22 protein-coding genes are annotated in these 22,631 nt (G+C 57.8%); 5 read left to right on the top strand and 17 right to left on the bottom strand.

From position 1 onward, the window contains the following. Positions 1-2: 2 nt before the first annotated feature. From A11A3_RS17425 to A11A3_RS08760, 3 genes are read left to right on the top strand one after another with little or no spacing between them, the layout of a single operon-like run. Positions 3-251 carry a PP0621 family protein gene (locus A11A3_RS17425; protein ID WP_083851722.1) on the top strand — a complete coding sequence of 83 codons (249 nt, stop codon included), beginning with the start codon at positions 3-5 and terminating at the stop codon, positions 249-251. Continuing rightward, positions 241-1,794 (top strand): sensor histidine kinase, encoded by a 1,554-nt coding sequence (locus tag A11A3_RS08765; RefSeq protein ID WP_008928930.1) that lies wholly within the window; start codon positions 241-243, stop codon positions 1,792-1,794. Before A11A3_RS17425 ends, A11A3_RS08765 begins: the two co-directional genes overlap by 11 nt. 14 nt (positions 1,795-1,808) lie before the next feature. Continuing rightward, positions 1,809-3,188: a sigma-54-dependent transcriptional regulator gene (locus A11A3_RS08760; RefSeq protein WP_008928929.1), complete on the top strand. Its 1,380-nt coding sequence runs from the start codon at positions 1,809-1,811 to the stop codon at positions 3,186-3,188. On the opposite strand, the gene A11A3_RS08755 is transcribed toward A11A3_RS08760, so the two are convergent. Continuing rightward, entirely contained in the window at positions 3,164-4,240 is a 1,077-nt protein-coding gene (locus A11A3_RS08755) for an NAD(P)/FAD-dependent oxidoreductase (RefSeq protein ID WP_008928928.1), read from the bottom strand. The two genes, A11A3_RS08760 and A11A3_RS08755, sit on opposite strands and share 25 nt — an antisense overlap. A 103-nt stretch (positions 4,241-4,343) precedes the next feature. On the opposite strand from A11A3_RS08755, the gene A11A3_RS08750 reads away from it, so the two are divergent. Further along, the gene (locus tag A11A3_RS08750; protein ID WP_008928927.1) at positions 4,344-4,877 is read left to right on the top strand and encodes a pilus assembly FimT family protein; all 534 of its coding nucleotides are present in this window, start codon (positions 4,344-4,346) and stop codon (positions 4,875-4,877) included. Here A11A3_RS08750 and A11A3_RS08745 read toward each other — a convergent pair whose 3' ends face one another. From A11A3_RS08745 to murJ, 12 genes are all read right to left on the bottom strand, one after another. After that, positions 4,878-5,336, bottom strand: a complete 459-nt coding sequence (locus A11A3_RS08745) for a type IV pilin protein (protein WP_008928926.1) — start codon at positions 5,334-5,336, stop codon at positions 4,878-4,880. Then, positions 5,336-8,752 (bottom strand): PilC/PilY family type IV pilus protein, encoded by a 3,417-nt coding sequence (locus tag A11A3_RS08740; RefSeq protein ID WP_162136912.1) that lies wholly within the window; start codon positions 8,750-8,752, stop codon positions 5,336-5,338. The genes A11A3_RS08745 and A11A3_RS08740 overlap by 1 nt, the downstream gene beginning before the upstream one ends. Positions 8,753-8,766: 14 nt before the next feature. Beyond that, positions 8,767-9,264 carry a PilX N-terminal domain-containing pilus assembly protein gene (locus A11A3_RS08735; protein WP_237738845.1) on the bottom strand — a complete coding sequence of 166 codons (498 nt, stop codon included), beginning with the start codon at positions 9,262-9,264 and terminating at the stop codon, positions 8,767-8,769. A gap of 35 nt (positions 9,265-9,299) precedes the next feature. Further along, positions 9,300-10,052 (bottom strand): PilW family protein, encoded by a 753-nt coding sequence (locus A11A3_RS08730; RefSeq protein ID WP_008928923.1) that lies wholly within the window; start codon positions 10,050-10,052, stop codon positions 9,300-9,302. Continuing rightward, a complete protein-coding gene (gene pilV / locus A11A3_RS08725; protein ID WP_040296954.1) occupies positions 10,049-10,570 on the bottom strand; it encodes a type IV pilus modification protein PilV in 522 nt (173 codons plus the stop codon). The genes A11A3_RS08730 and pilV overlap by 4 nt, the downstream gene beginning before the upstream one ends. Next, positions 10,570-11,061 (bottom strand): pilus assembly FimT family protein, encoded by a 492-nt coding sequence (locus A11A3_RS08720; RefSeq protein ID WP_008928921.1) that lies wholly within the window; start codon positions 11,059-11,061, stop codon positions 10,570-10,572. Before A11A3_RS08720 ends, pilV begins: the two co-directional genes overlap by 1 nt. Before the next feature lie 280 nt (positions 11,062-11,341). Next, on the bottom strand, positions 11,342-12,277 hold the full coding sequence (ispH, locus tag A11A3_RS08715) for a 4-hydroxy-3-methylbut-2-enyl diphosphate reductase (protein ID WP_008928920.1): 936 nt from the start codon (positions 12,275-12,277) through the stop codon (positions 11,342-11,344). Between the two features lie 95 nt (positions 12,278-12,372). Then, a complete protein-coding gene (locus tag A11A3_RS08710) occupies positions 12,373-12,843 on the bottom strand; it encodes an FKBP-type peptidyl-prolyl cis-trans isomerase (protein WP_008928919.1) in 471 nt (156 codons plus the stop codon). After that, positions 12,836-13,342, bottom strand: coding sequence for a signal peptidase II (gene lspA / locus A11A3_RS08705; RefSeq protein WP_008928918.1), 507 nt, complete (start codon positions 13,340-13,342; stop codon positions 12,836-12,838). Before lspA ends, A11A3_RS08710 begins: the two co-directional genes overlap by 8 nt. Next, the gene (gene ileS / locus A11A3_RS08700) at positions 13,335-16,148 is read right to left on the bottom strand and encodes an isoleucine--tRNA ligase (RefSeq protein ID WP_008928917.1); all 2,814 of its coding nucleotides are present in this window, start codon (positions 16,146-16,148) and stop codon (positions 13,335-13,337) included. The genes lspA and ileS overlap by 8 nt, the downstream gene beginning before the upstream one ends. Continuing rightward, positions 16,145-17,098 (bottom strand): bifunctional riboflavin kinase/FAD synthetase, encoded by a 954-nt coding sequence (ribF, locus tag A11A3_RS08695; RefSeq protein ID WP_008928916.1) that lies wholly within the window; start codon positions 17,096-17,098, stop codon positions 16,145-16,147. Before ribF ends, ileS begins: the two co-directional genes overlap by 4 nt. A 97-nt stretch (positions 17,099-17,195) precedes the next feature. Next, positions 17,196-18,761, bottom strand: coding sequence for a murein biosynthesis integral membrane protein MurJ (gene murJ, locus A11A3_RS08690; protein ID WP_008928915.1), 1,566 nt, complete (start codon positions 18,759-18,761; stop codon positions 17,196-17,198). A 260-nt stretch (positions 18,762-19,021) separates the two neighbouring features. Here murJ and rpsT point away from each other — a divergent pair, with 260 nt between their 5' ends. Next, on the top strand, positions 19,022-19,288 hold the full coding sequence (gene rpsT, locus A11A3_RS08685; protein ID WP_008928914.1) for a 30S ribosomal protein S20: 267 nt from the start codon (positions 19,022-19,024) through the stop codon (positions 19,286-19,288). 127 nt (positions 19,289-19,415) lie between these two features. Here the strand turns inward: rpsT and proB are convergent, their stop codons facing one another. The 4 genes from proB to rplU form a co-directional block, all read right to left on the bottom strand. Next, positions 19,416-20,549, bottom strand: coding sequence for a glutamate 5-kinase (proB, locus tag A11A3_RS08680; protein ID WP_008928913.1), 1,134 nt, complete (start codon positions 20,547-20,549; stop codon positions 19,416-19,418). Positions 20,550-20,657: 108 nt separating this feature from the next. Further along, the gene (cgtA, locus tag A11A3_RS08675; protein WP_008928912.1) at positions 20,658-21,848 is read right to left on the bottom strand and encodes an Obg family GTPase CgtA; all 1,191 of its coding nucleotides are present in this window, start codon (positions 21,846-21,848) and stop codon (positions 20,658-20,660) included. Between the two features lie 115 nt (positions 21,849-21,963). Next, positions 21,964-22,224 (bottom strand): 50S ribosomal protein L27, encoded by a 261-nt coding sequence (gene rpmA / locus A11A3_RS08670; protein ID WP_008928911.1) that lies wholly within the window; start codon positions 22,222-22,224, stop codon positions 21,964-21,966. A 30-nt stretch (positions 22,225-22,254) separates the two neighbouring features. Beyond that, the gene (gene rplU, locus A11A3_RS08665) at positions 22,255-22,566 is read right to left on the bottom strand and encodes a 50S ribosomal protein L21 (RefSeq protein ID WP_008928910.1); all 312 of its coding nucleotides are present in this window, start codon (positions 22,564-22,566) and stop codon (positions 22,255-22,257) included. Between the last annotated feature and the right edge of the window lie 65 nt (positions 22,567-22,631).

Here is a 22,631-nt window from a genome sequence, read left to right as displayed (position 1 = left end):
CCATGGGCCTGATAAGACTTCTAATAATCGCGGTATTGCTTTACCTGGCCTGGCGCGTGGTCAAGAACCTGTTACAGACGCCGTCACCGGGCTCACAAAGCGGCCCGGACAAAGATGCCGACCCGGAACGCATGCTCAAATGCCAGCAGTGCGGCGTACATGTTCCCGCCCACGAGGCATTCAGCCATGGCCAGCTGCACTTCTGCAGCCAGGAACACCAACGTCGATATCTGGAGCACCATGGGGATTAACCAGAACTGGACGCCGGCACGCATTTACAATGTCTATCGCATTGCCATTGCCAGTGCCCTGCTACTGCTGCACTTCGCCCCTGCCTCGCCGTTGCTTGGCAAACATGATCCGCCCCTTTTTGAAACCACCATCATTGTCTACCTGACGCTGACCCTGGTCTCCACGGCCCTGGATTTTCGGTTAGCGCGGCGGCGCCCTCTCTGGATGCAACCGCTGGCTCTGATGGTGGATCTCATCGTTCTGGTACTGATCGTACATGCCAATGGAGGCCTGGAAGGTGGCCTGGCGGTTCTTTTACTGGTCACGGTGGCTGCCGGCAACATTCTCCTGCGGGGGCGGCTGGGCTATCTGGTCGCTTCCCTGGCCACGCTCGCCGTGATGTTCGAACAATTCTACTTTTCAGTTCAGCAACAATTGTCGTCGCCTTTCCAGCTGACGGAATCCGGCCTGCTGGGTATCGCCTTTTTCATGGTTTCGCTGATCATTCAGCAGATTGCCCGACGCCTTGACCAGAGCGAATACATTGCCCGGCGACAACGGGCCGCCATTGACCGTCTGGAAGCCCTCAACCAGCAGATTGTTCAGCGCATGCGTACCGGAGTATTGGTCTTTAACCGGGACTTTATTGTGCAAATGTCCAATGCCTCAGCTGACAATCTTTTCGGTGTTGCCATGCTGGGCCGCCACCTGCCAGGCCCACTTATCGAGCGACATCAGCGCTGGAGTGACAACCCGCAACTCCCCCTGGAAACCATCAAGGTCTCCGAGCAATCGCCAGCACTCAGCCCGCGTTTTGCCAACATGGATACCGGCCACGAGACCCAGACCCTGCTTTTTCTGGAGGACAGCGCCCGGGTGGCCCAGGAAGCCCAGCAGATGAATCTGGCGTCCCTGGGACGCCTCTCCGCTACTCTGGCCCATGAAATCCGCAACCCGCTCAGCGCCATCAATCACGCCACCGAGCTGCTGGCAGACGGCGAGCGCAGCGATGAAGACCGTCAATTGCTCAACATCATTCGTAATCATGTCACCCGAGTAAACGGCATTATTCACGATGTACTCGATCTTTCGCGCCGAAGTCGCAGTCAGGCGGAGCGACTTTCCCTGCGTGAGTTCATAAACGAACTGTGCGAACAAAGAAAGCTCCAGGGGCTTACCGATGAGCAGCTGGTTCATGCCTCTCCCAATGACACTCTGGTACGTTTTGACCGTAACCAGTTAAGCCAGATACTCAACAATCTTGTTGATAACGCGCTTCATCATGGCGGAGCCAAAAGCAAGATTACATTCGAGTATGGTCGCCACCTGAATACCGACCTGCCCTGGCTACGTATTCGAGACAATGGCAAGGGAATCAGTGACGAAGAGGCTCAATTCCTCTTTGAACCCTTTTATACTACCGCCAGCAATGGTAACGGCCTGGGCCTTTATGTCTGCCGGGAGCTATGCCAGGCAAACCAGGCCACACTGGATTATGAACCGGGGCAACAGGGCGCCAGCTTTGTGATAACCTTTGCTCACCCTAACCGACAATTTCAATAAATACGGTTGTTTCCATGAGTGCTGAGACCCCCCATGTACTGGTTGTTGACGATGAGGCAGATCTACGCGAACTGCTGGTGATAACTCTGGGACGGATGAAGCTGAAGGCCAGCACCGCTGACTCGCTGGCTTCTGCCCGGGATCTGCTGGAAAAGCACCGCTTTGATCTGTGCCTGACAGACATGAACCTGGGCGATGGTACCGGCCTGGAAGTGATAGATTTTGCCGCCCAGACCGCCCCGGACATGCCCATCGCGGTGATCACCGCCTACGGCAATATGGAAATGGCCACCGCTGCCATGAAAGGTGGCGCCTACGACTTTATCGCCAAACCGGTAGCGCTGGATCGCCTGCGTCAATTGATCCAGGACGGCCTCGGCATCCGCCAGAATGAAGACACCAATACCCCCAGCGACAACCTGGTAGGGGACAGCCCCGCCATGCTCGTGCTCAAGGAACAGGTACGGAAACTGGCCCGCAGCCAGGCGCCCATCTACATCAGCGGGGAATCCGGCAGCGGCAAGGAGCGTATTGCGCGCATGATCCACGCCCAGGGCCCCCGCCGCGAAAAGGCCTTTGTGGCTGTTAACTGTGGCGCCATCCCCTCAGAATTGATGGAAAGTGAATTTTTTGGTCACCGCAAGGGTGCCTTTACCGGCGCAGTGGAAGACAGAAAAGGGCTGTTCCGGGAAGCCGACGGCGGCACCCTGTTTCTGGATGAAGTGGCAGACCTGCCTCTCCATATGCAGGTCAAACTGTTGCGCGCTATTCAGGAAAAATCCGTACGGCCCGTTGGTGAAGCGCGTGAATTTCCGGTCAACCTCCGCATTCTTTGCGCCACCCACAAGGACCTGGCCAGGGAAATGGCGGAGGGCCGCTTTCGGCAGGATCTGTTCTATCGTCTCAACGTCATCGAAGCCCACGTGCCGCCCCTGCGTGAACGGCGCGAAGACATCCCCGGCCTGGTGGATCACATACTGGCTCGTCTGAGTGACGCCTGGCAGATCTCGCCTCCGAAAATCAGCACTGGCGCAATGCAGGCACTACAGGGATATGGTTTCCCGGGCAATGTTCGCGAGTTGGAAAACATACTGGAGCGAGCCCTGACACTGTGTGACGGCAGCCAGATCACCGAAGAGAACCTCAGCCTGCAATCCACCACGCCAATAACGGATACTGACATTCCTCACAGGAAAACAGAGGCCGGCCGGCCCAGTCAGATTCCCCTGGAAGACTACTTGCAGGACATCGAAAAACAGGAAATCCTGCAGGCTCTGGAGGAGACTCACTGGAACCGCACCGCTGCCGCGAAAAAGCTTGGCATGACGTTCCGGTCATTGCGTTATCGGCTGAAAAAACTGGAACTCGATCAGGACGATACCGGCGACAGTTGATAAGGCCGCGGGTCAATCTCCGGCGCCTGCGAACACATCAATTGAGCCATGAGCTCAGCGCTGGCCGGTGCCGCAACCAGGCCATTGCGATAATGCCCCACCGCCGCAAACACTCCCGGCATGCCCGGCACTGACCCCATGTAGGGATAGGGTCGCCCACAACCGGGCCGAACCCCGGCCCAATGGAAGTCTGGCTTGTGCCGGGAAAGCACCGGCCACAAGTCGGCGGCGAGTGACTCCAGCCGATAACGACCCGCCACGGTTGGATAACGACTGCTGTCGCCCTTTTGTAATGTTGAGCCGACCAGAACAGCACCATCCGAGCGTGGAATCAGGTAACCGTTGTCCGTCAACATAACGGCCGGCACCTGCCCTGGTGACATGGAATAAAGCAGCATTTCCCCTTTAGCGGCAAAAAGCGGCAGCTTCACACCCATGTTTTTTAGCAAGCGTTCACTCTCAAAGCCAGCGCAAACAAGTACCTGAACACTCTGCAATGCCCTGCCGTTATCCAGCAACACATCGGGCCGCCCTCCCAGCCGGCGCACAGTATCGACGCGCCCCGTCATAAAACGCACCCCCTGATGCAACAGGTAGCCACGCAAAGCCGATAACAATCGGGGGTTACGAATATTGGCCAGCGCAGGAAACCAGACACCGTCGCCAAGAGGGGAATCAGGCATCACCGAGGAAGCCGTGGCGGGCTCTGCCTCAATGGCCACATCGCGCGCCCAGTCAAGCGCCTCCCGCGTTTCGTCATCACGGGTCTGCACCCAAAGACCGCAATGGTGCAAAGCCGATCTATCCACCAACCCGGCGCCTGCCAGCCGATTAATCAAATGCCCGTAACGACTCACTGCATCGAAGGTCAACCGGTTCATTGCCTGCGGATAACGCCAGGCATGGAGCGGCGACAATATTCCCCCGCCAGCCCATGAGGCAGGCCACGGCTGGCCGTCATCCACCAGCGTGACCTGGCGCCCACGCTCTGTAAGCTCAAGCGCACTCAACAAACCGACAATCCCACCGCCCACGATGAGCACATCAGACATAGTTCAAACCATCAAAGGAGTACATCAAGGCTGGTCACAATAACACACCCTCACATTCCCTGGACTGTTACGGTCATGAACCATCACGAAAGGGGGGCGCAAGATGTCGACCACGAACACTACGGGCAAAGACAGTCTGCACCACCGGGCAAACGGCTTTACCCTGCTGGAACTACTGTTCTGTATTGCCATTATGGCGGTGCTGGTTATTAGCGCACACAATGCGGTCAGCGATTGGCTACCCAAAGAACGCGTTGTCGCCGGTACCAACAATGTACTGGGGATGATACTGGAAGCCAGAGCCAACGCCATGACCGGGGCTGGGTACCTTATTTGCGATGGCCTGCAAAACTGTCAGCATTTCGGAAAAACCAACAAATTGATCATGGGCTCTGACTCAAACGGGAACCACACTCTGGAAAAGAAGGAAATCGAAAGGGTCCTGACATTACCGCCTGGTACGTGGCTGACATGGAAGCGCTTCAGGGGAACCGCTCTCGTCTATCGCCATAGCGGCAAAGCCTATTTTCAGAATGGCCACTTTCTGGTTTGTAATAAACATCATGCCAGAAAAATAATTATGAACTGGATCGGCCGCCCCCGGGTAGAGGCGGCTTCAGCCAGTCACTGCCACTGATCAATCCCCCCAGGACGGATCAGTGCCCAGGGTACACCCCCCTGTTTTCATGCAATTTCGTCCTTTGTCATCAAGCTTCATCACCTCGGTGCCCGCCATGGCACTCCCAGATTTGGGCGTCATTGTTATCACGTAGCTCTGATAGGGAGAAGGCACTGCGACACTAACCGTATAAAAATCATTGTTGGCAATATCCGGAGACATCGCAGCAATATTTGCAGAGGAACCCGCATCCTTATAGGTAAAGTTTCGACTACGATATCCTTCTAGACCTGTGGCCAGGGCCATCATCTGACCCTGCGCCTCAGACTGACGCGACGTCTGCACTTGCCTGGTGTAGGCCGGATAAGCAATCGCCGCCAGGATCGAAACAATTACCAGCGCAATAAGCAATTCTGTCAGGGTAAAGCCGGAAGCGGACAACGTCCGCCCCGCTTTCAGGTTATTAACAACACTCATCATTGACCACCAGACGCATTACCAGCTCCATCGACCCCCATCTGATACCAGCGAGTCTTGCGCAAGCCGACATTACCAAGAGAGTCATCTGCCACAACTTCTGTGCCAACCACTACACTCACATTGCCGTCACCATCAGTTAACAGCACCGGCGTTGGGGGTGGCGTTTGCTGTTTCAGCTGTTCTCTTCGGTCACTAGAAACCGTGCCATCATTATTGAGACCTTCGCCCGTCACAAGACTGACTGTATGCAAGTAGGCGCTCCCGACACTAACGACACAAGCATTATCCGGGCTAGTAGTTGATACCGGCGAATAGGTACTGAAGCGTATCGTATTATTAAGAATAACCGGCGACGACATAACCTTTTCGCCATTGGCATTATCTAAGTAATAGTACCAGCCCGCAGACTTCGGACTGCCCTTACCACTGCTGGTAATATTGGTAAGATCATCCAGGCTTAATACGCTGCCAAAGTCAGCATCATTCGCAGCGGTCGGATCACGAACGACAAAGAAAGCTTCTTTGGTAGATTTATCCTTGGGATGAGCCCTGTAACCAGAACCAAGCGAAACATAGAACACATCGGAGTTATTCTCTCTTACATAAGCAACCGCTGGCGCTTCATAGAAGCGGCGATGATCCGAACCATCGCCTCCCAAATCGGCCATCCTACGAACCTTCATGTCTTTACCACCACTCTGGTCAATATCCACACGGAAAAGCTGCCCGCCCAGATCACCAAAGTAGAGATTATCCGCTACACCATCCAGATCCTTGTCAACAACCGAGATACCGCTTGGTATAGCCCATTTCATACTGGAAACCGTTTTGCTCGCTCCGGATGAAGAGCTGGCAGACCAGACAAGATCGCCCGTCAAGGCATTGACAATATAAATGGCATTACCCATTTCATCTTCACTGGAACGGTTGGTGGATCCAGCATTCTGACTATCATGATCATTGGGGCTGTAACCCCCACCAAAGACCAATACCGGGGTCGGGGTAGCGTCATCACCAAGCGGTATCTGGGTCAAGGTCGGGGTGGACCAGGTTTGCCCAAGACGGGCGAAATCACCCACGCCTCCAGTAATATGCCACAGGAGATTTGGCGTACCATCAGGATTGGTTACATCCAGAGCATAATAATCCCTGCCACCCCGGCGCATACCGCCATACAGATAAACCGCACGTGGAGCATCACCCGCTTTTCCACTGCTATTCTTACGGCGCCAAGCAATCCAGCTACCATCCAGGCCGTAAAGAGCGCGGCTATTACCGTCAAGACCCGGTCGATTAACAGTGAACTTGTTCGCCTCGGTAATAAACTTGTAAGGCATAAAGGTGAACTTCTCGGCACCGGTTTTAGCATCAACGGCGTGAAGCATGCCGGCATTTGTGGAAACGAAGATCACGTTATTCTGATCATTGGCGTCTTCACTGCTACCGCCATAATTGACCAGAACCGGCACACTATGCATTGGGTCAGACCACAACGTCTGCAGTTTGCTAATCAAGTCATTAAAGGTTGCATCTTCAGCTGTAGACTTAAGCCCAAAGAAAGTTCTATCAAGGCCACTGCTGGTACCAACCTTGTCCCAATCCACTTGAGTCAAGCTGCCGCCATTGCTTAGGCCTTGGGCGTCATAAAAAATCTTATGCTTTGACACTTCACCACGAGCACCGCCCTTGGTTGCATCGTAGCCATCGGTCTCATCACTCCAATAGCTTTTAGAGGTAGACGTAAAATAACCGGTGCTATCGCTGACAGCATTTCGGTCATTGGCATCCTGAATCTGACCACCCACAAGGCGGTATTTTTTCAGATTTCCTTCCCAGTAAGTACTTATGGCAGGCTGAAAAATTGAGTAGTACAGCTGATCCAGGTGCTCAAATCGGTTCATCTGGTTCACCGCCACCCCCGGAGAAGAAACCGAGCGTGACTGTTCGTCAACCAAATCAACAATTTTCATGAAAGCTTTAGCAAGAGAATCCGCATCATCAGCCTGATAGAACTCACCTTTACCGTTACTGGCGACACCCTTCATGTCATCGATATAACCACTATCCATGTAAAGACCCACCGTGTAGGTTTTTACTTTCTGATTATCTGCTTTGCTTGCGCCCACCATAAAGCTGGCCAGATTATCTTGGCACTGGTAACTCTGATAGGTACTGAGGCTACTATCATTGCTTCTACAAGAGGGCAGGTCTCCCGCGGCCTGGACACCACTATCCCCATTCGGTTCACCATCCGTCATCATGACAATGTAATTTTTTTCACATTCATTCTTATTATTCATTGGGGATACATATTTATTATCATCATCATAGATCTCCCCATACCCGTTACAGGTTGTACTGGTGGTACACTCTTGTTGGGTTTTTGGCGCCTTTACCAAAACCGTTGTCTGACGGGTGTAATAAACCGGGTCTTTTTTTGCAAAAGTCAGAGCGGTTCTCTTTTGATATTCAGTCTGATAGTAACCCGCATAGCAAAAACCAAAAATTGAACCGGTACAAATAAATTCACTACGGCTGTTTTCCTGGCAAATGCCTGCATCTTTATCTTTATTTTTGCATTTATTCTTATTCTTGGTACCCCAGTCACTCCAGGGTGACCACTGAGTTACCTGACAGTAGCTCTGAGTCGGATCGCAGGAATCGCCACTCGGAAGATCATGAAAGCCACCTTGGTACTCAACCTTGCAATCGTCATTATTAGGATTGCATGTAGTGGTACCTCCACCATCGGTTTGACTCCAACTCCCATAACCGATCTTGCATTGATAGTTTTTCATGCTATCGGGCAAATCGTTGCAAGTCGCGATACCGGTCAATTCCTGCCAGCTATCTTCGTAAACGATATTGCCATATTTGTCGTATACAATATTATCACTACAGGATTCTGACACTGTTCTATCAACACAAACTTTTTGGTCGAAATTTTTCGATGTATTGGTCGATTCCCCATACATATAACGAGCGATATCATTATACGCTTTAAACGTAGGAGTGCCGCCTGTAGGGTTGATCTTGCTGGCTTCGTATTTGATGGCAGCTCGCCCACCTTGAGACATCTTGGAGATCGGGAATAAGACCTGACCGTCCTTACCATTATAAAAACGTGTCAGCCCCATGTTGACCCTGTCTGGCAGTGCATCAACCATGGCATTGAAGGCATCTTTGGTGATATCAATCCGTGGCCTGGTGCCATCATTACATGCGGAGGTCTTGCAGTAACCCATACTGCCCGAACTATCAAGCAAAACCATTACGTTCGCCTGAGGCGTATTTTGATTGTTGCTCGCATCAGCATCCGCATAGAAAATCTCGGTGTCATCAGCGTGCGCATTGCTCAATGGCAGGGCCAGCGTCAGGCAAATAGCGAAGGCCTGTCTAGTCAGCTTTATCATTTTCTTACCCCCCATCAATCGATTTCCGAGTTTGGCTTGATGCCACGTTTTAGAAGATCCTGAACATGGGTATCACCCATGCTAAAGCTCGGCATCTCTGCCGTGCCCTGAATTTCCAGCTGATAATCAACAAAGGTGCCACCATTACTGGTAGCACTCACTTGAGCACCGGATATCAACTGATAACCTTTTACTGAAGAATCCGATGAGACCTTGATGAGACCTCTGGCATCCGAGTAGTCCGCACCGGCACACAAGCCGGTCTTTCTTGGCGCACCTTTCTCTACACAACGGATCATATTGCCGCCATCCATAAAGTTGGAAAGTTGCGTGGAATTCATTTCATCAAATTCTTTGTAGGCTTCGGAAATCGCGGTTTCCGCTCCTTCAAAAACCATGGCATCAGCCTGGGTACCAGTTGCTACCTTGGAGGCAAACAGGCTGGTCTTCATGGCCGAGATGCCCAGCAGAGACACCACCACCAGAATCAGCAGGGCAATGAGCAAAGCCACCCCTCTCTGGGAGCGCGTGTTAATTCGTCTCGTTTTCATATGTCATCCCAGTTCACGTTGCGCAACTTGATTGTGGTCATTACTAGACGTCGCATGGCCCGGTCAGCGGGCTCGGTGACAGTCTTATCCAGCACATAAAACTTGCGACTGCCGTCACTGACTGGAAGGCTGTTATTGGCGCGGTGCAATAACAAACCCACTCTCACCGCAACCACAGCATCATTGGCTCCGACATTGGTCGCTGTCACATACTTGCTGACTTGCAATGTCTGGTTAACACCATCATCGATACCGTATTCCACCTGGAAACTTTCCACACCTTCCACCAGCTCGACGGTTTCATCATCCACGCTGCCCTTGCAGTAAAGGGCATCGCCGCTACCGTTATCCTTGATGAAATACGTGTTAGTAATTTCTTCACCGTTAGTCTGGGTACTAACGCTACCGGCACAATCGGTTCTGCCGTTGAATGCCAGGGTCAACCGGTCATTATCGCCACTATCTGCGTCCGCTGAGCCTGCAAACCCAGCCGAACCGGTGCTGAACTTGATACCCATATCTTCGCTGGCGGCGACACCATCCAGTACCAGCCCGGCCCGCCGGAGATCACGAACCATAAACCGCGTTACTAGTTGACTATCCTGCTGCAGCTGAGACTCGGTCTGTTGTATGGCAAAGGTCTGCTGATTGGTGCTGAATAACTGAATGGCCACCGCCGTGACCATCAGGCCCAGCACCAAAGCCACCATCAATTCAACCAGGCTAAACCCCGTTTGGGAGGCCTTCATCGTGACACCTCCATCACTACACAATTGGAGTCTTCGGCGGTACTGACCCCATCACTGGTCAGACAATCCTCCGGCTTCTGTTCGCCCCAACTAACAATCACGCACACCATGGAACTACCATTGCAGTCACGAATATCCACCATGCCATTGGGAAGTTGATTGCCGGCGCTCCATGCCAGCTGTTTGATATCCCAACTTGCCATGTCTGCGCCGCTACAGGACTTGGCCGCGCCCACACAATCTGCCGGTGGCGCATCCGCTCCCGGCACGATCGTGGATGTTGGCCAGGTCGCGCTGGTATAGGTGGCTAGCGAGCCATCATTGGCCTGAATTCGCTCCAGAGCATCCTGCGCAATCAGAGTCGCTTCTGAACGATTGTTGGCATCTTCAGACTTCTTCAGTGCCGACAGCTGCAGCCCTGCATAACCCAGCACGCCAATGGCCAGCACCAATAGCGCCACCAGAATTTCGGTCATGCCCAGCCCGGCCTGTTTGTTCAATACCCCATATCGTTTCATCAGCTGCAAACCTCTTCCGTGTTGCTCACTCGGCCTACCGGAGAAACATGGATCTTGCGGCCGGTTTCACCCGAACGACCATCGCAGATGGTCCAGGTAACCGCTTCCGACACAAAGCCATTGGCATAAAACTGCGGCCCTGCACTGCCTTCCGTCTGGGTAACACTGACACCGCCACGCGGGGTAAAGGACTTCTCCTGTTCCGGTGACCCGGCATTGGAATAGCTGAGCTTCCAGCCTGAGCCCCAGTCTGTGCCCGATTGAGGCTGCACCTGCACCGTGTCACGCAGGCTCACCGATTGCACCCGGGCGGTATTCAGCGCCGTAATAAGATCCGCAGCGGTGGAGCGCAACGCATTATTGGCCGTCACGTTATCGAATGCGGGTATCGCAAAAGACAAGATCACCCCAGCTATCAGCAGGGTGATCATCAGCTCGATCAGGGTGAACCCGACCTGTTTGATCCCCGTTTTTATTTCTCTCATGTCCATTGTCAGAAACAGCCTTCAGCGTCGAAAAGCAAAGTACCCGAGCCCACTTTAGCAACTGGCTGTTTACCAGCAATCGACTTGAGACAAGTGGCCATTCGCCGGTCATGAGCGGCATAAATCACTGAAAAACCTAGCTTTTTGGTACTTTATGCTGTGAATGGGCTCACACTTTAGTAGTAGTAAAAGCCAATCAAACGGTACGACGACGGGACGAGAACAGCCGTGACGCTCACGGATGCGAGCGCCCGGGGGATCAACGGTAGCTGTAGGCGAACGGGCGTTACGGTCGTAACGCCTTGGGCATGGAAAAGCGGATATTTTCTTCTCGGCCGGGGATCTCCCGGGCGTCTTCGCCGCCCAGGGATTTGAGGCGGGCGATGACCTGCTGAACCAGATCCTCTGGGGCACTGGCGCCGGCGGTGACGCCTACGGCACTTTTCCCTTCCAGCCATGCCGGATCGATCTGGGATGGTTCATCCAGCAAATGGGCCTCGGCACCACAGCGCTCGGCCAGCTCGCGCAGACGGTTGGAATTGGAGCTGTTCACCGAACCCACCACCAATACCAGGCCACACTCCAGCGCCAGCTGGCGCACGGCATCCTGGCGGTTGGTGGTGGCGTAGCAGATATCCTCACGCTTGGGCCCCAGAATGGACGGGAACCGGGCCCGCAGAGCATCAATCACCCGGGCGGTATCGTCCACGCTGAGAGTGGTCTGGGTGACAAAGGCGAGACGCTGCGGATCACGGACCTGCAGGCGCGCCACATCCTCCTCGTCTTCCACCAGGTAAATATCGCCACCCTGGGATTTGTCGTACTGGCCCATGGTGCCTTCCACTTCCGGGTGGCCGGCATGGCCGATGAGGATGCTCTCGCGGCCCTCGCGGGCGTAGCGGATCACCTCCATATGCACCTTGGTGACCAGCGGGCAGGTGGCATCGAATACTTTCAGCTGGCGCTGCTCGGCCTCCTGCTGCACGGCCCTGGAAACGCCGTGGGCACTGAAGATGACAATGGCATCGTCGGGCACTTCATGGAGTTCTTCCACAAACACGGCGCCGCGCTGGCGCAGGTCGTCCACCACATAGCGGTTATGCACCACTTCGTGGCGCACATAGACCGGCGGCTCGAACACTTCCAGGGCCCGGTTGACGATTTCGATGGCACGGTCCACCCCGGCACAGAAACCACGGGGATTGGCGAGACGAATTTCCATAAGGCAATTAATAATTCATAGTTAATAATTCATAGCACTACCCTTCAGGCAGCCTACTCCACTGTACTCTCTCGTTATTAACTATTCATTATTCACTAATTCAACGTGACGGGCTGTTCAGGGGCATGGCGCTCTACCTGAACGATTTCCACTTCAAAGGTCAGATCGCGGCCGGCCAGGGGGTGATTGAAATCCACCGTCACCCATTCGTCATCCACCTTGGCGATGACACCGGGCAGCTCGGCGCCGGCGGCATCGGCGAAACTGAGCACCATACCCGGGTTCAATTCGTCATGCTGGGCGAAGGTATCGCGGGTGAAATGCTGTACATTCTGTTCGTTGTACTCGCCGAAGCCCTTTTTCGCGTCGATGAAGACACTGCGCTTGTCACCGGCCTTGAGCCCGCGAATGGCACTCTCGAAACCGGGCAGCAGGGATTCATCCCCCCACACGAAGCTGGCTGGTTCCCCCCCGAAGGTGGAATCCATTTCGGTGCCGTCCATCAGCCGTACCGCAAAATGCAGGGTGACCTGCATCTGCGGGCCGGCGCGTAAGATTTCACTCATGGTCCGTTGACTCCTTGCGGCCGCCCAGCAGCATGTCCAGCAGGATCAGGGCGGCGCCGACGGTGATGGCGGAATCGGCCACATTGAAGGCCGGGAAGTGGCTGTTGCCCCAGTAGAAATCCAGGAAGTCCACCACATGCCCCAGCACCAGGCGATCGTAGAAATTCCCCAGCGCGCCCCCCAGAATCAGCGCCAGTGCGGCGCCCTGCATGCGGTCCCTGCGCTCCAGACGAGACAGCCAGACCAGAATCATCAGTGACGCCAGCACCGCGATGGCGGTAAAGAACCAGCGCTGCCAGCCCCCTGCATCGGCCAGAAAGCTGAACGCCGCGCCACTGTTATAGGCCAGTGTGAGATTGAAGAACGGCAAGACCTCCAGCCGCTCGTAAAGCGCAAAGCGCTCCACGATGGCCGCCTTGGTCAGTTGATCAATAACGATCACCACCACCGTCAGCCACAGCCAGCGCAACTGGCCAAACCGGCGCATCGCATCAGGCATAATGGCGCTCCTCACCGTCACCTTCCACATTGGTCACGCAGCGACCACACAGTTCCGGGTGCTCGGCATGGCTGCCCACATCCGGCTGGTGGTGCCAGCAGCGCGCGCACTTGCTGTATTCACTGGCCAGCACCTGCACCTTGAGGCCCGTTACGGCGGTGTCTTCCAGGTCTGCCGGCGCCTCGGCCAGAGGCTTGAGCGTGGCGGCGGAAGTAATGGTGACAAAGCGCAGCTCGTCACCCAGCTGACCCAGCAGGGCCTGCTGGGCGTCATCCACAAACAGCACCACCTCGGCACTGAGCCCGCCCTTGATCAGCTTGTCGCGGCGGGCCCCTTCGATGGCCTTGTTCACCGCCTGCTTGGCATCCTGCACCTTGTCCCAGAAGGCCCGGCCCATGTCCGCGTCATCGGCCAAGGCAAACAGACCGTCGTACCACTCGGCCAGGAACACCGAATCGAGCCGCTCGCCGGGCAGGTTCTCGTAGATTTCCTCGGCGGTGAAGCTGAGCACCGGCGCCATCCAGCGCACCAGCGCCTGGGCGATATGGTAGAGCGCGGTCTGGCAGGAGCGCCGGGCCACCGAATCCGCCTGGGTGGTGTACTGGCGGTCCTTGATGATATCCAGGTAGAAGCCACCCAGATCCAGGGCACAGAAGTTGTGCAACTTCTGGTAGACCTGATGGAAGTGGTAGCCGTCGTAGAGGGCCTTGATCTCATCCTGCAACTGCAGAGCGCGATCGACGATGTAGCGATCCAGTGCCAGCATTTGCTGCGGTTGCAACACATCCGCCGCCGGGTCGAAGCCGCTCAGGTTGGAGAGCAGGAAACGGCTGGTGTTGCGGATGCGACGATAGCTGTCGCCCATCTGCTTGAGAATGTCCTTGGACACGGACATCTCGCCACGGTAGTCGGTGGCGGCCACCCACAGGCGCAGGATGTCGGCGCCCAGGTCGTTCCAGACCTCCTGGGGCGCGATCACGTTGCCGATGGACTTGGACATCTTGCGACCCTGCTCGTCCACGGTGAACCCGTGGGTCAACACCGTTTCATAAGGCGCCGCATCGCGAATCGCCAGGCTGGTCAGCAGCGAGGACTGGAACCAGCCACGGTGCTGGTCGGAGCCTTCCAGGTACAGGTCCGCCGGGGTATGCAGCTGCGGGCGCTGGTCCAGCACACAGTAATGGGTAACACCGGAATCGAACCACACGTCCAGGGTGTCGGTGACCTTGCTATACTGATCCGCCTGGTCACCGAGCAGCTCTGCTGGCTCCAGGTCGAACCAGGCATCGATGCCATCTTTCTCGACCCGCTCGGCCACCTGCTCGATCAGCGCCGGGGTATCCGGGTGCAACTCACCGGTGGCCTTGTTGACGAACAAGGCAATGGGCACGCCCCAGGTCCGCTGGCGGGAGATACACCAGTCCGGGCGATCGGTGAGCATGCCCTCAATCCGGGCCTTGCCCCACTCCGGCAGCCACTGCACCTGGTCCACCTCCTGCCGGGCCCGCTTGAGCAAGCCGTTCTTGTCCATGGACACGAACCACTGGGCGGTGGCGCGGAAGATCAGCGGCGTCTTGTGGCGCCAGCAATGCGGGTAGCTGTGCTCCAGCTTGGCCAGCTTCACCAGGGCGCCGTTTTCCTTCAGCGCTTCGATCACCGGCTCATTGGCCTTGGCCACATGCAGGCCGCCGACCACTGCCAGGTCGTCACGGAACTTGCCGTTATCCAGCACCGGGCTGACCGGGTCCAGATCGTATTGCTGGCCGACCACAAAGTCGTCGGCACCATGACCGGGGGCGGTATGTACCAGGCCGGTACCGGCGTCGGTGGTGACGTGCTCACCCAGAATCACCGGCACGGTAAAATCCAGGAACGGGTGCTGCAGCGACAGCATTTCCAGCTTGGCCCCTTTCACCGTGGCGGACTGGGAGACATTTTCCAGCCCCCACTTTTCCACCAGATCATCGGCCAGCGCTTCGGCCACCAGCAGCTCTCGGCTCTGGCCGTCCAGCTCGCCGGTGAGCAGCACATAGTCCAGCTCCGGGTGCACGGACACGGCGCGGTTGGCCGGCAGGGTCCAGGGCGTGGTGGTCCAGATCACCAGGCTGGGCGCCTTGGCCTCGATACCACTGCGCGCGGCGAAGTCCGCCACGTCCACCACCGGGAAGGCCACATCGATGGCGAAGGACACCTTGTCGTAGTACTCCACCTCCGCTTCGGCCAGCGCCGAGGCACAGTCCAGGCACCAGTGCACCGGCTTGAAGCCCTGCTGCAGGTGGCCGTTTTCGACGATCTTGCCCAGGCCACGGATAATGTTGGCCTCGAAGGCGTAATCCATGGTCAGGTAGGGATTGTCCCAGTCACCGAACACGCCCAGGCGGATAAAATCATTGCGCTGGCCATCCACCTGTTTGGCAGCATATTCACGGCACTTCTGCCGGAAGGTGCGGGCATCCACCTTGTGGCCGGCCTTGCCGACCTTCTTTTCCACCATCAGCTCGATGGGCAGGCCATGGCAGTCCCAACCCGGCACATAGGGGGCATCAAAGCCCGCCAGGGTGCGCGACTTGACGATCATGTCCTTGAGGATCTTGTTCACCGCATGGCCGATATGAATATTGCCGTTGGCGTAGGGAGGGCCATCGTGAAGAATGAATTTGGGACGGCCGGCAAAGGTCTCACGGATTTTCTGGTAGAGCTGCTTGCCCTGCCATTCCTTCAGCCGCGCCGGTTCACGCTGGGACAGACCGGCCTTCATGGGGAAGTCGGTATGGGGAAGATTAAGCGTAGCCTTGTAGTCCGTCATAATCCCGTCTTTTCAAAGTAAGTCCGGACCGCATCCACGTCCTGCCAGATGGCGGTTTTCAGCTGATCCAGATCGGCAAATTTCTCTTCTGCCCGCACATAATGGCGGAAGGCAACTGTCAGATGTTTCCCGTACAGGCTGTCCTTGCCCTCACCGGCATCGCGGTAGTCCAGCAGATGCACTTCCAGGCGGTTTTCCGTGCCGTTGACCGTGGGCCGGGTGCCCATGTTGGCCGCTCCGGGCTGACCCTCCAGCCCCGCGCCACTCACCGTTACCGCAAACACGCCCTGCAACGGCGAGCGCAATCGTTTGAGCGCCAGGTTCACGGTCGGCAGCTCCAGCGTGCGGCCGATCTTGTCACCGTGGCGCACCCGGCCACTGATGGTAAAAGGACGGCCCAGCAGGGTGTCGGCCAGCGCGAAATCGCCTTCGCTCAGGGCCGAGCGTACCCGGGTACTGGACACCCGCTCTCCGGCCACCTCACAGGTGGGCGTATCGGTCACGGCAAAACCGTGCTCGGCACCGGCCTGCTGCAGGTAGGCAAAATCGCCGTCACGGCCACAGCCGAAGCGGAAATCATCGCCCACCACCAGATACTCCACCCCCAGGCCATCCACCAGCAGCTGGCGAACAAATGCCTCGGCGGACAGGGAGCGGAAACGGTCGTCAAACCGGGCGCACAGCACCTGATCGACACCGGCCTCGCGCAGGGCGATCAGCTTGTCACGCAGGCTCATCAGGCGCGCCGGCGCCCCCTGCGGGGCAAAGAATTCCTGGGGCTGGGGCTCGAACAGCATCACCGTGGCTTTGAGACCACGGGCTCGGGCCTCGGCAATCACCTGATCGAGAATGCACTGGTGACCCCGGTGCACCCCGTCGAAGTTGCCGATGGTGGCCACACAGCCCCGGTGCTCCGGGCGCAGATTGTGAATGCCGCGAATCAGTTGCATGCGGTCCCCGTCATGTCTGCCCGTGACCCCGCAAACGGCCACAGGCGCCTGCCTGCAAAGGAGGCGATTATACAGGCCCGGCGGGCGAATTGTATGGTCAGCGGCGCAGATGGCGTATGCGCAGCCCCAACAGCACCAGCACCAGCAGATAAATCAGCAGGCCAGCGGCGATCACCGCACCGAGCCAGCCCACCCGCAGCCAAACGCCCCCCTGATCCCAGACCCGGGTCTGCTGACTGATCCACCAGGTCGCACCGGCCATGGTCAGGCCCGCAGCCAGCATGCGCAACCAGTGCATGGCCCAGCCCGGCTGCGGCTGATAGACGCCGCTCTTGCGCAGGCCACGGTAGAGCAACGCCGCGTTCAACCAGGCGGAAAGTGCCATGGCCCCGGCCAGACCCACATGGTGCCAGCGCCACACCAGCGTAGCGCCCAGTGCCATATTGGCGACCATGGCGAGAATACCGATACGCACCGGCGAGCGCGTGTCCTGGCGCGCATAGAAACCCGGCGCCAACACCTTGATCAGCATGGCCGCCAGCAAGCCGGCACTGTAGGCGCGCAGGGAGGCCGCGGTCATGGTCACATCGAAGGCGGAAAACTCGCCGTACTGGAACAGGGTCGATAGCAGCGGCTCGGCCAGCGCCAGCAAGGCCAGCGCCGCCGGCAGACCAATCAAAAGCACCAGGCGGATAGCCCAGTCCAGGGTGCGCGAGAAAGCCTCGGTGGACGCCTCGGCGTGCTTTTTCGACAGGCTGGGCAGAATCACCGTGCCAATGGCCACGGCAAAAATCCCCAGCGGCAGCTCGATCAGGCGGTCGGTGTAATAGAGCCAGGTCACCGAGCCGGTCTGCAGCAGCGACGCCAGAATGGTATTGATGAGGGAATTGAGCTGGTACACCGACGCCCCAAACAGGGCCGGAGCCATCAGCCGCATGATCTTGCGCACCCCCGGGTCCTGCCAGGCCATGCGCGGCACCGGCAGCAGATTCAGCCGGGCCAGAAACGGCAACTGGAACAACAGCTGCACCACCCCGGCAATCAGCACCCCCCAGGCCAGTGCCACCGCCATGCGGTCATCGGCGAAATACGGTGTCAGGAACAGGGCGCAACCGATCAGGCTCAGGTTCAACAGCACCGGGGTAAAGGCCGGTACCGCGAAGCGGTTCCAGGTATTGAGAATGCCACCGGCAAAGGCTGTCAGGGCTATAAAGAGCAGATAGGGAAAGGTCAGGCGCAGCATTTCCACCGCCAGCGCCCGCTTGTGCGGATCATCACCAAACCCGGGAGCAAACAGCCAGATGAAGCCCGGCGCCGCCAGCACCCCAAGCAGCGTCACCAGCACCAGCACCCCGCCCAGGGTCCCGGCTACCCGGTCCACCAGCAGCTTGGTGGCGGCCAGCGAGCCCTGGCTGCGATATTCACTGAGCACCGGCACGAAAGCCTGGTTGAAGGCCCCTTCGGCAAACAGCCGGCGCATGAAATTGGGAATCTTGAGCGCCACGAAAAAGGCGTCGGCGCCGGCGGAGGCGCCCAGCATGCGGGCGATCACCACATCCCGGACCAGGCCCAGCACCCGCGACAGCATGGTCATGGACGCCACCACGGCGGTGGAGGCCAGCAGGCCGCCGCGTTTTGCCTTTACTTCCGGCGTGTCAGTCATGGGTGTCCTTGCTGTCCGGAGCAATCAATCTGGGGAGTCGCGGGCCAGTGAAATCGGGCCACGCCGGGTAACCGGGCAAGGGTAGCGAAAGGCTTGCCGATTCGCCAGCATTGGCGCCATTTCCCCATTGACAATCCAGTGCCGGATCGGCATAGTTGCGCGTCTTTAGACCGTGGTGCGGATGTTTTTTGAACAAACAACCTTCGCACCGGCCGCTCGCGGCCACTCTACGTTGATAATCGATTGATAGGAGCAGGACCTTGGCTAACTCACCGCAAGCACGCAAGCGTGCGCGTCAGGCGGAACAGCGCCGCCAGCACAATGCAGCGATGCGCTCCATGGTGCGTACGTACCTGAAGAAGGTGAACGCGGCTATTGCGTCCGGCGACCAAGGTACCGCCCAGGAAGCATATAACCAAGCGGTGTCTGTGCTGGACAAAGCCACCCGCAAGGGCAAGTTTCACCCCAACAAGGCAGCTCGTCACAAGAGCCGTCTGAATGCCAAGATCAAGGCCATGGCTGCCTGATCTTCGCCTTCGCGTTGGACATAAAAAAACCGGCCACAGGCCGGTTTTTTTATGGTCGGACGTCGGGCGCCGCCCAATAATCCAGTGCCCCGGTATCGGGAAGAACAGACAAAACCCGGGGGCAAGGTCAGTCGTCCGGCATCAGACGCCCGACCTCCTCAAATACCACCATGTTATCCCGGTGGATCAGCTCTTCCTCGTTCATGAACCCCAGCACGTCGGCAATCTCGCCGCTTTTCCTGCCACATAGCCGACGCGCATCCGCCGCATCATAGTTGACCAGACCACAGGCAATGCGCTGCCCGGCGGCATCCTCACAGGCCACCATCTCACCCCGGGAAAACTGGCCGAAGACATCCGTCACCCCCACCGGCAACAGGCTCGAGCCGCCCTCGCGCACACGACGCACGGCCCCCTCATCCAGCACCAGGCGTCCACGCATTTGCAGATGGCCGGCCAGCCACTGCTTGCGGGCATTCATGGGCGACGTATCCGGCAGCAGCGTGGTGCCGGGCCCTCGCCCATCGGCCAACTCGATCAGCACTTCGGGGCTGCGGCCGGAGGCAATGGTGGTCACCGCCCCGGATCGGGCCGCCAGCTTGCCGGCTCGCACCTTGGTGGCCATGCCGCCACGCCCCAGCAGGCCACCACCGCCGGCCACACGGGCAATACGGGGGTCGGAAGCCTGCGCTTCGCGAATCAGTTGCGCCTGGGGGTTACTACGCGGGTCCGCATCGAACAGACCGTCCTGGTCGGTGAGAATCAGCAAATGGTCCGCCTCGATCAGGTTGGCCACCAGCGCCGCCAGGGTGTCGTTATCACCAAAACGGATTTCATCGGTGACCACGGTATCGTTCTCGTTGACCACCGGCACCACCCCAAACCCCAGCAGAGTCAACAGGGTGGAGCGGGCATTGAGGTAACGCTTGCGATCAGACAGGTCATCATGGGTGAGCAACACCTGGGCGGTATGCAGCTGGTGTTTCTGGAAGCGGGATTCCCAGGCCTGCACCAGCCCCATCTGCCCCACGGCGGCGGCGGCCTGCAATTCGTGCACGGAATCCGGACGTTGCTGCCAGCCCAGTCGGGTCATGCCCTCGGCCACCGCCCCGGAGGATACGATCACCACATCAATACCGCGCTCACGCAGGGCAACCATGCGATCCACCCAGGCCTGCATCAGCGCGCAATCGAGCCCCCTGCCATCATTGGTGAGCAGGGCACTGCCGATCTTGATTACCCAACGCTGGCGATCTGCCACCTTCGCTCCTTACAGGTTCCGTAGGGCGGAAATTGGCGCCAGCCAATCTCCGCCAGCCAAGCGGTAACGGCGGAGATGGGCATTCGCCCTTTGCCGCCCTACACGGATTTACGGTTCGTAGACGATCTCCACATCGTGATCGTCATCATCATCGTCGTCATCATCACGGTTCTGGCGCGCACGACGGGCCTCGGCCTTGAGTTCCTGAACCTTCTCGCGGGCCTCTTCTTCCAGCCGGTCACGCAGGGCCTTCTGGGTTGCAGCATATTCCGGGTCTTCCTGCTCCAGCCGACGACGATCCTCGATGGCGTTCATCAGCGCATAGACCAGCTCTTCACAACCCACGCCGGCGGCGGCGGAAATACGGAATACCGGCCCCTGCCAGCCCAGCTCCTCGACAATGGCCGTCACCCGCTGTTCGGCCTCGTCATCGGCCAGCAGGTCGATCTTGTTGAATACCAGCCAGCGCTCCTGCTCGGCCAGGGCCGGCGAGAAGCGATCCAGCTCGTCGGCAATGGCATCAATGGCATTGGCCGGGTCAGAGCCGTCCATGGGGTCCAGGTCCACCACGTGCAACAGCAGACGGGTGCGCGCCAGGTGCTTGAGAAAACGGATGCCCAGGCCGGCGCCGTCGGCCGCCCCTTCGATCAGGCCGGGAATATCGGCCACCACAAAACTGCGGTGCCGGTCGGCTTTCACCACGCCCAGGTTAGGTACCAGGGTGGTAAAGGGATAATCGGCCACCTTCGGCTTGGCCGCGGAAATGGCGCGAATCAGGGTGCTCTTGCCGGCATTGGGCATGCCCAGCAACCCCACATCCGCCAGCACCTTGAGCTCCAGCCGCACACGGCGCGCCTCACCCGGAGTGCCCTTGGTGGTACGCCGGGGCGCCTGGGTGACACTACTCTTGAAGTGCACATTGCCCAGGCCGCCGCGACCACCGCGGGCCAACATCACCGGTTTGCCCTCTTCGGTGAGATCCGCCAGCACCTCGTCGGTTTCCAGATCCACCACGGTGGTGCCCACCGGCACTTTCAGCACCACATCGTCGGCGGATTTTCCGGTCATCTGGCGGCCCTTGCCCGGCTCGCCGTTACGGGCCTTGAACATGCGCTCGTAACGGTAATCCACCAGGGTATTGAGGTTGCTGTCCGCCTCCACGAAAACGTGACCTCCGGCGCCGCCGTCACCGCCGTCCGGGCCGCCGAACTCCACGTACTTCTCGCGCCGGAAGCTCAGACAGCCATCGCCGCCCTTGCCGGCCTGGATATCAATGGTGGCTTCATCGACAAATTGCATGGAACAGACACTCTCAACAGGATAATGGGCATTCTACGGTATCAGCGCAGCAAACGCCTGATACAAAAAAGCCCCGCGGGCCGAGCCTCGCGGGGCTTTTTTTGATCCGTCAGGATCAGGCCACAGGCTCGATCACCACATACTTGCGGCTGAGCGGACCTTTGGTCTCGAACTTAACGCGACCGGTTTCCTTGGCAAAGATGGTGTGGTCCTTGCCGATGCCGGCATTGACGCCAGCGTGAAAACGGGTGCCGCGCTGACGCACGATGATTTCGCCGGCGTTAACCAGCTGGCCACCGAAGCGCTTCACGCCAAGGCGTTTACTTTCCGAATCGCGACCGTTACGAGTACTACCACCGGCTTTTTTATGTGCCATGTCTCAATCCTCTCTATTAATGTCTAAGGATCAGCCCTGGATCCCGGTGATTTTCACCGCCGTGTACCACTGACGGTGACCCTGTTGCTTGCGGGAGTGCTTGCGACGACGGAACTTGACGATCTTCACTTTCTTGTGACGACCTTGCTCCAGCACTTCCGCGGTAACCTTGGCGCCATCCACAACCGGCTGGCCGACTTTCACGTCGTCGCCGTTGGCTACCAGCAGCACCTGGTCGAAATCCACGGATTCGCCGGTGGCCACTTCAATTTTCTCGATGCGCACAACATCGCCTTCCTCAACGCGATACTGCTTGCCACCGGTTTTGATTACTGCGTACATTTGCGTGCTCCAGCACAACTCCACTCAGGCGGGTGATCGAATCACCACTTGCGGGCCAGGCAGAG

Origin of the sequence: Alcanivorax hongdengensis A-11-3, from assembly GCF_000300995.1 — a bacterium.
Classification (GTDB): domain Bacteria; phylum Pseudomonadota; class Gammaproteobacteria; order Pseudomonadales; family Alcanivoracaceae; genus Alcanivorax; species Alcanivorax hongdengensis.
Note: the sequence above shows the minus strand (reverse complement) of the source record. Positions and strands in the feature narration are given on the sequence as shown.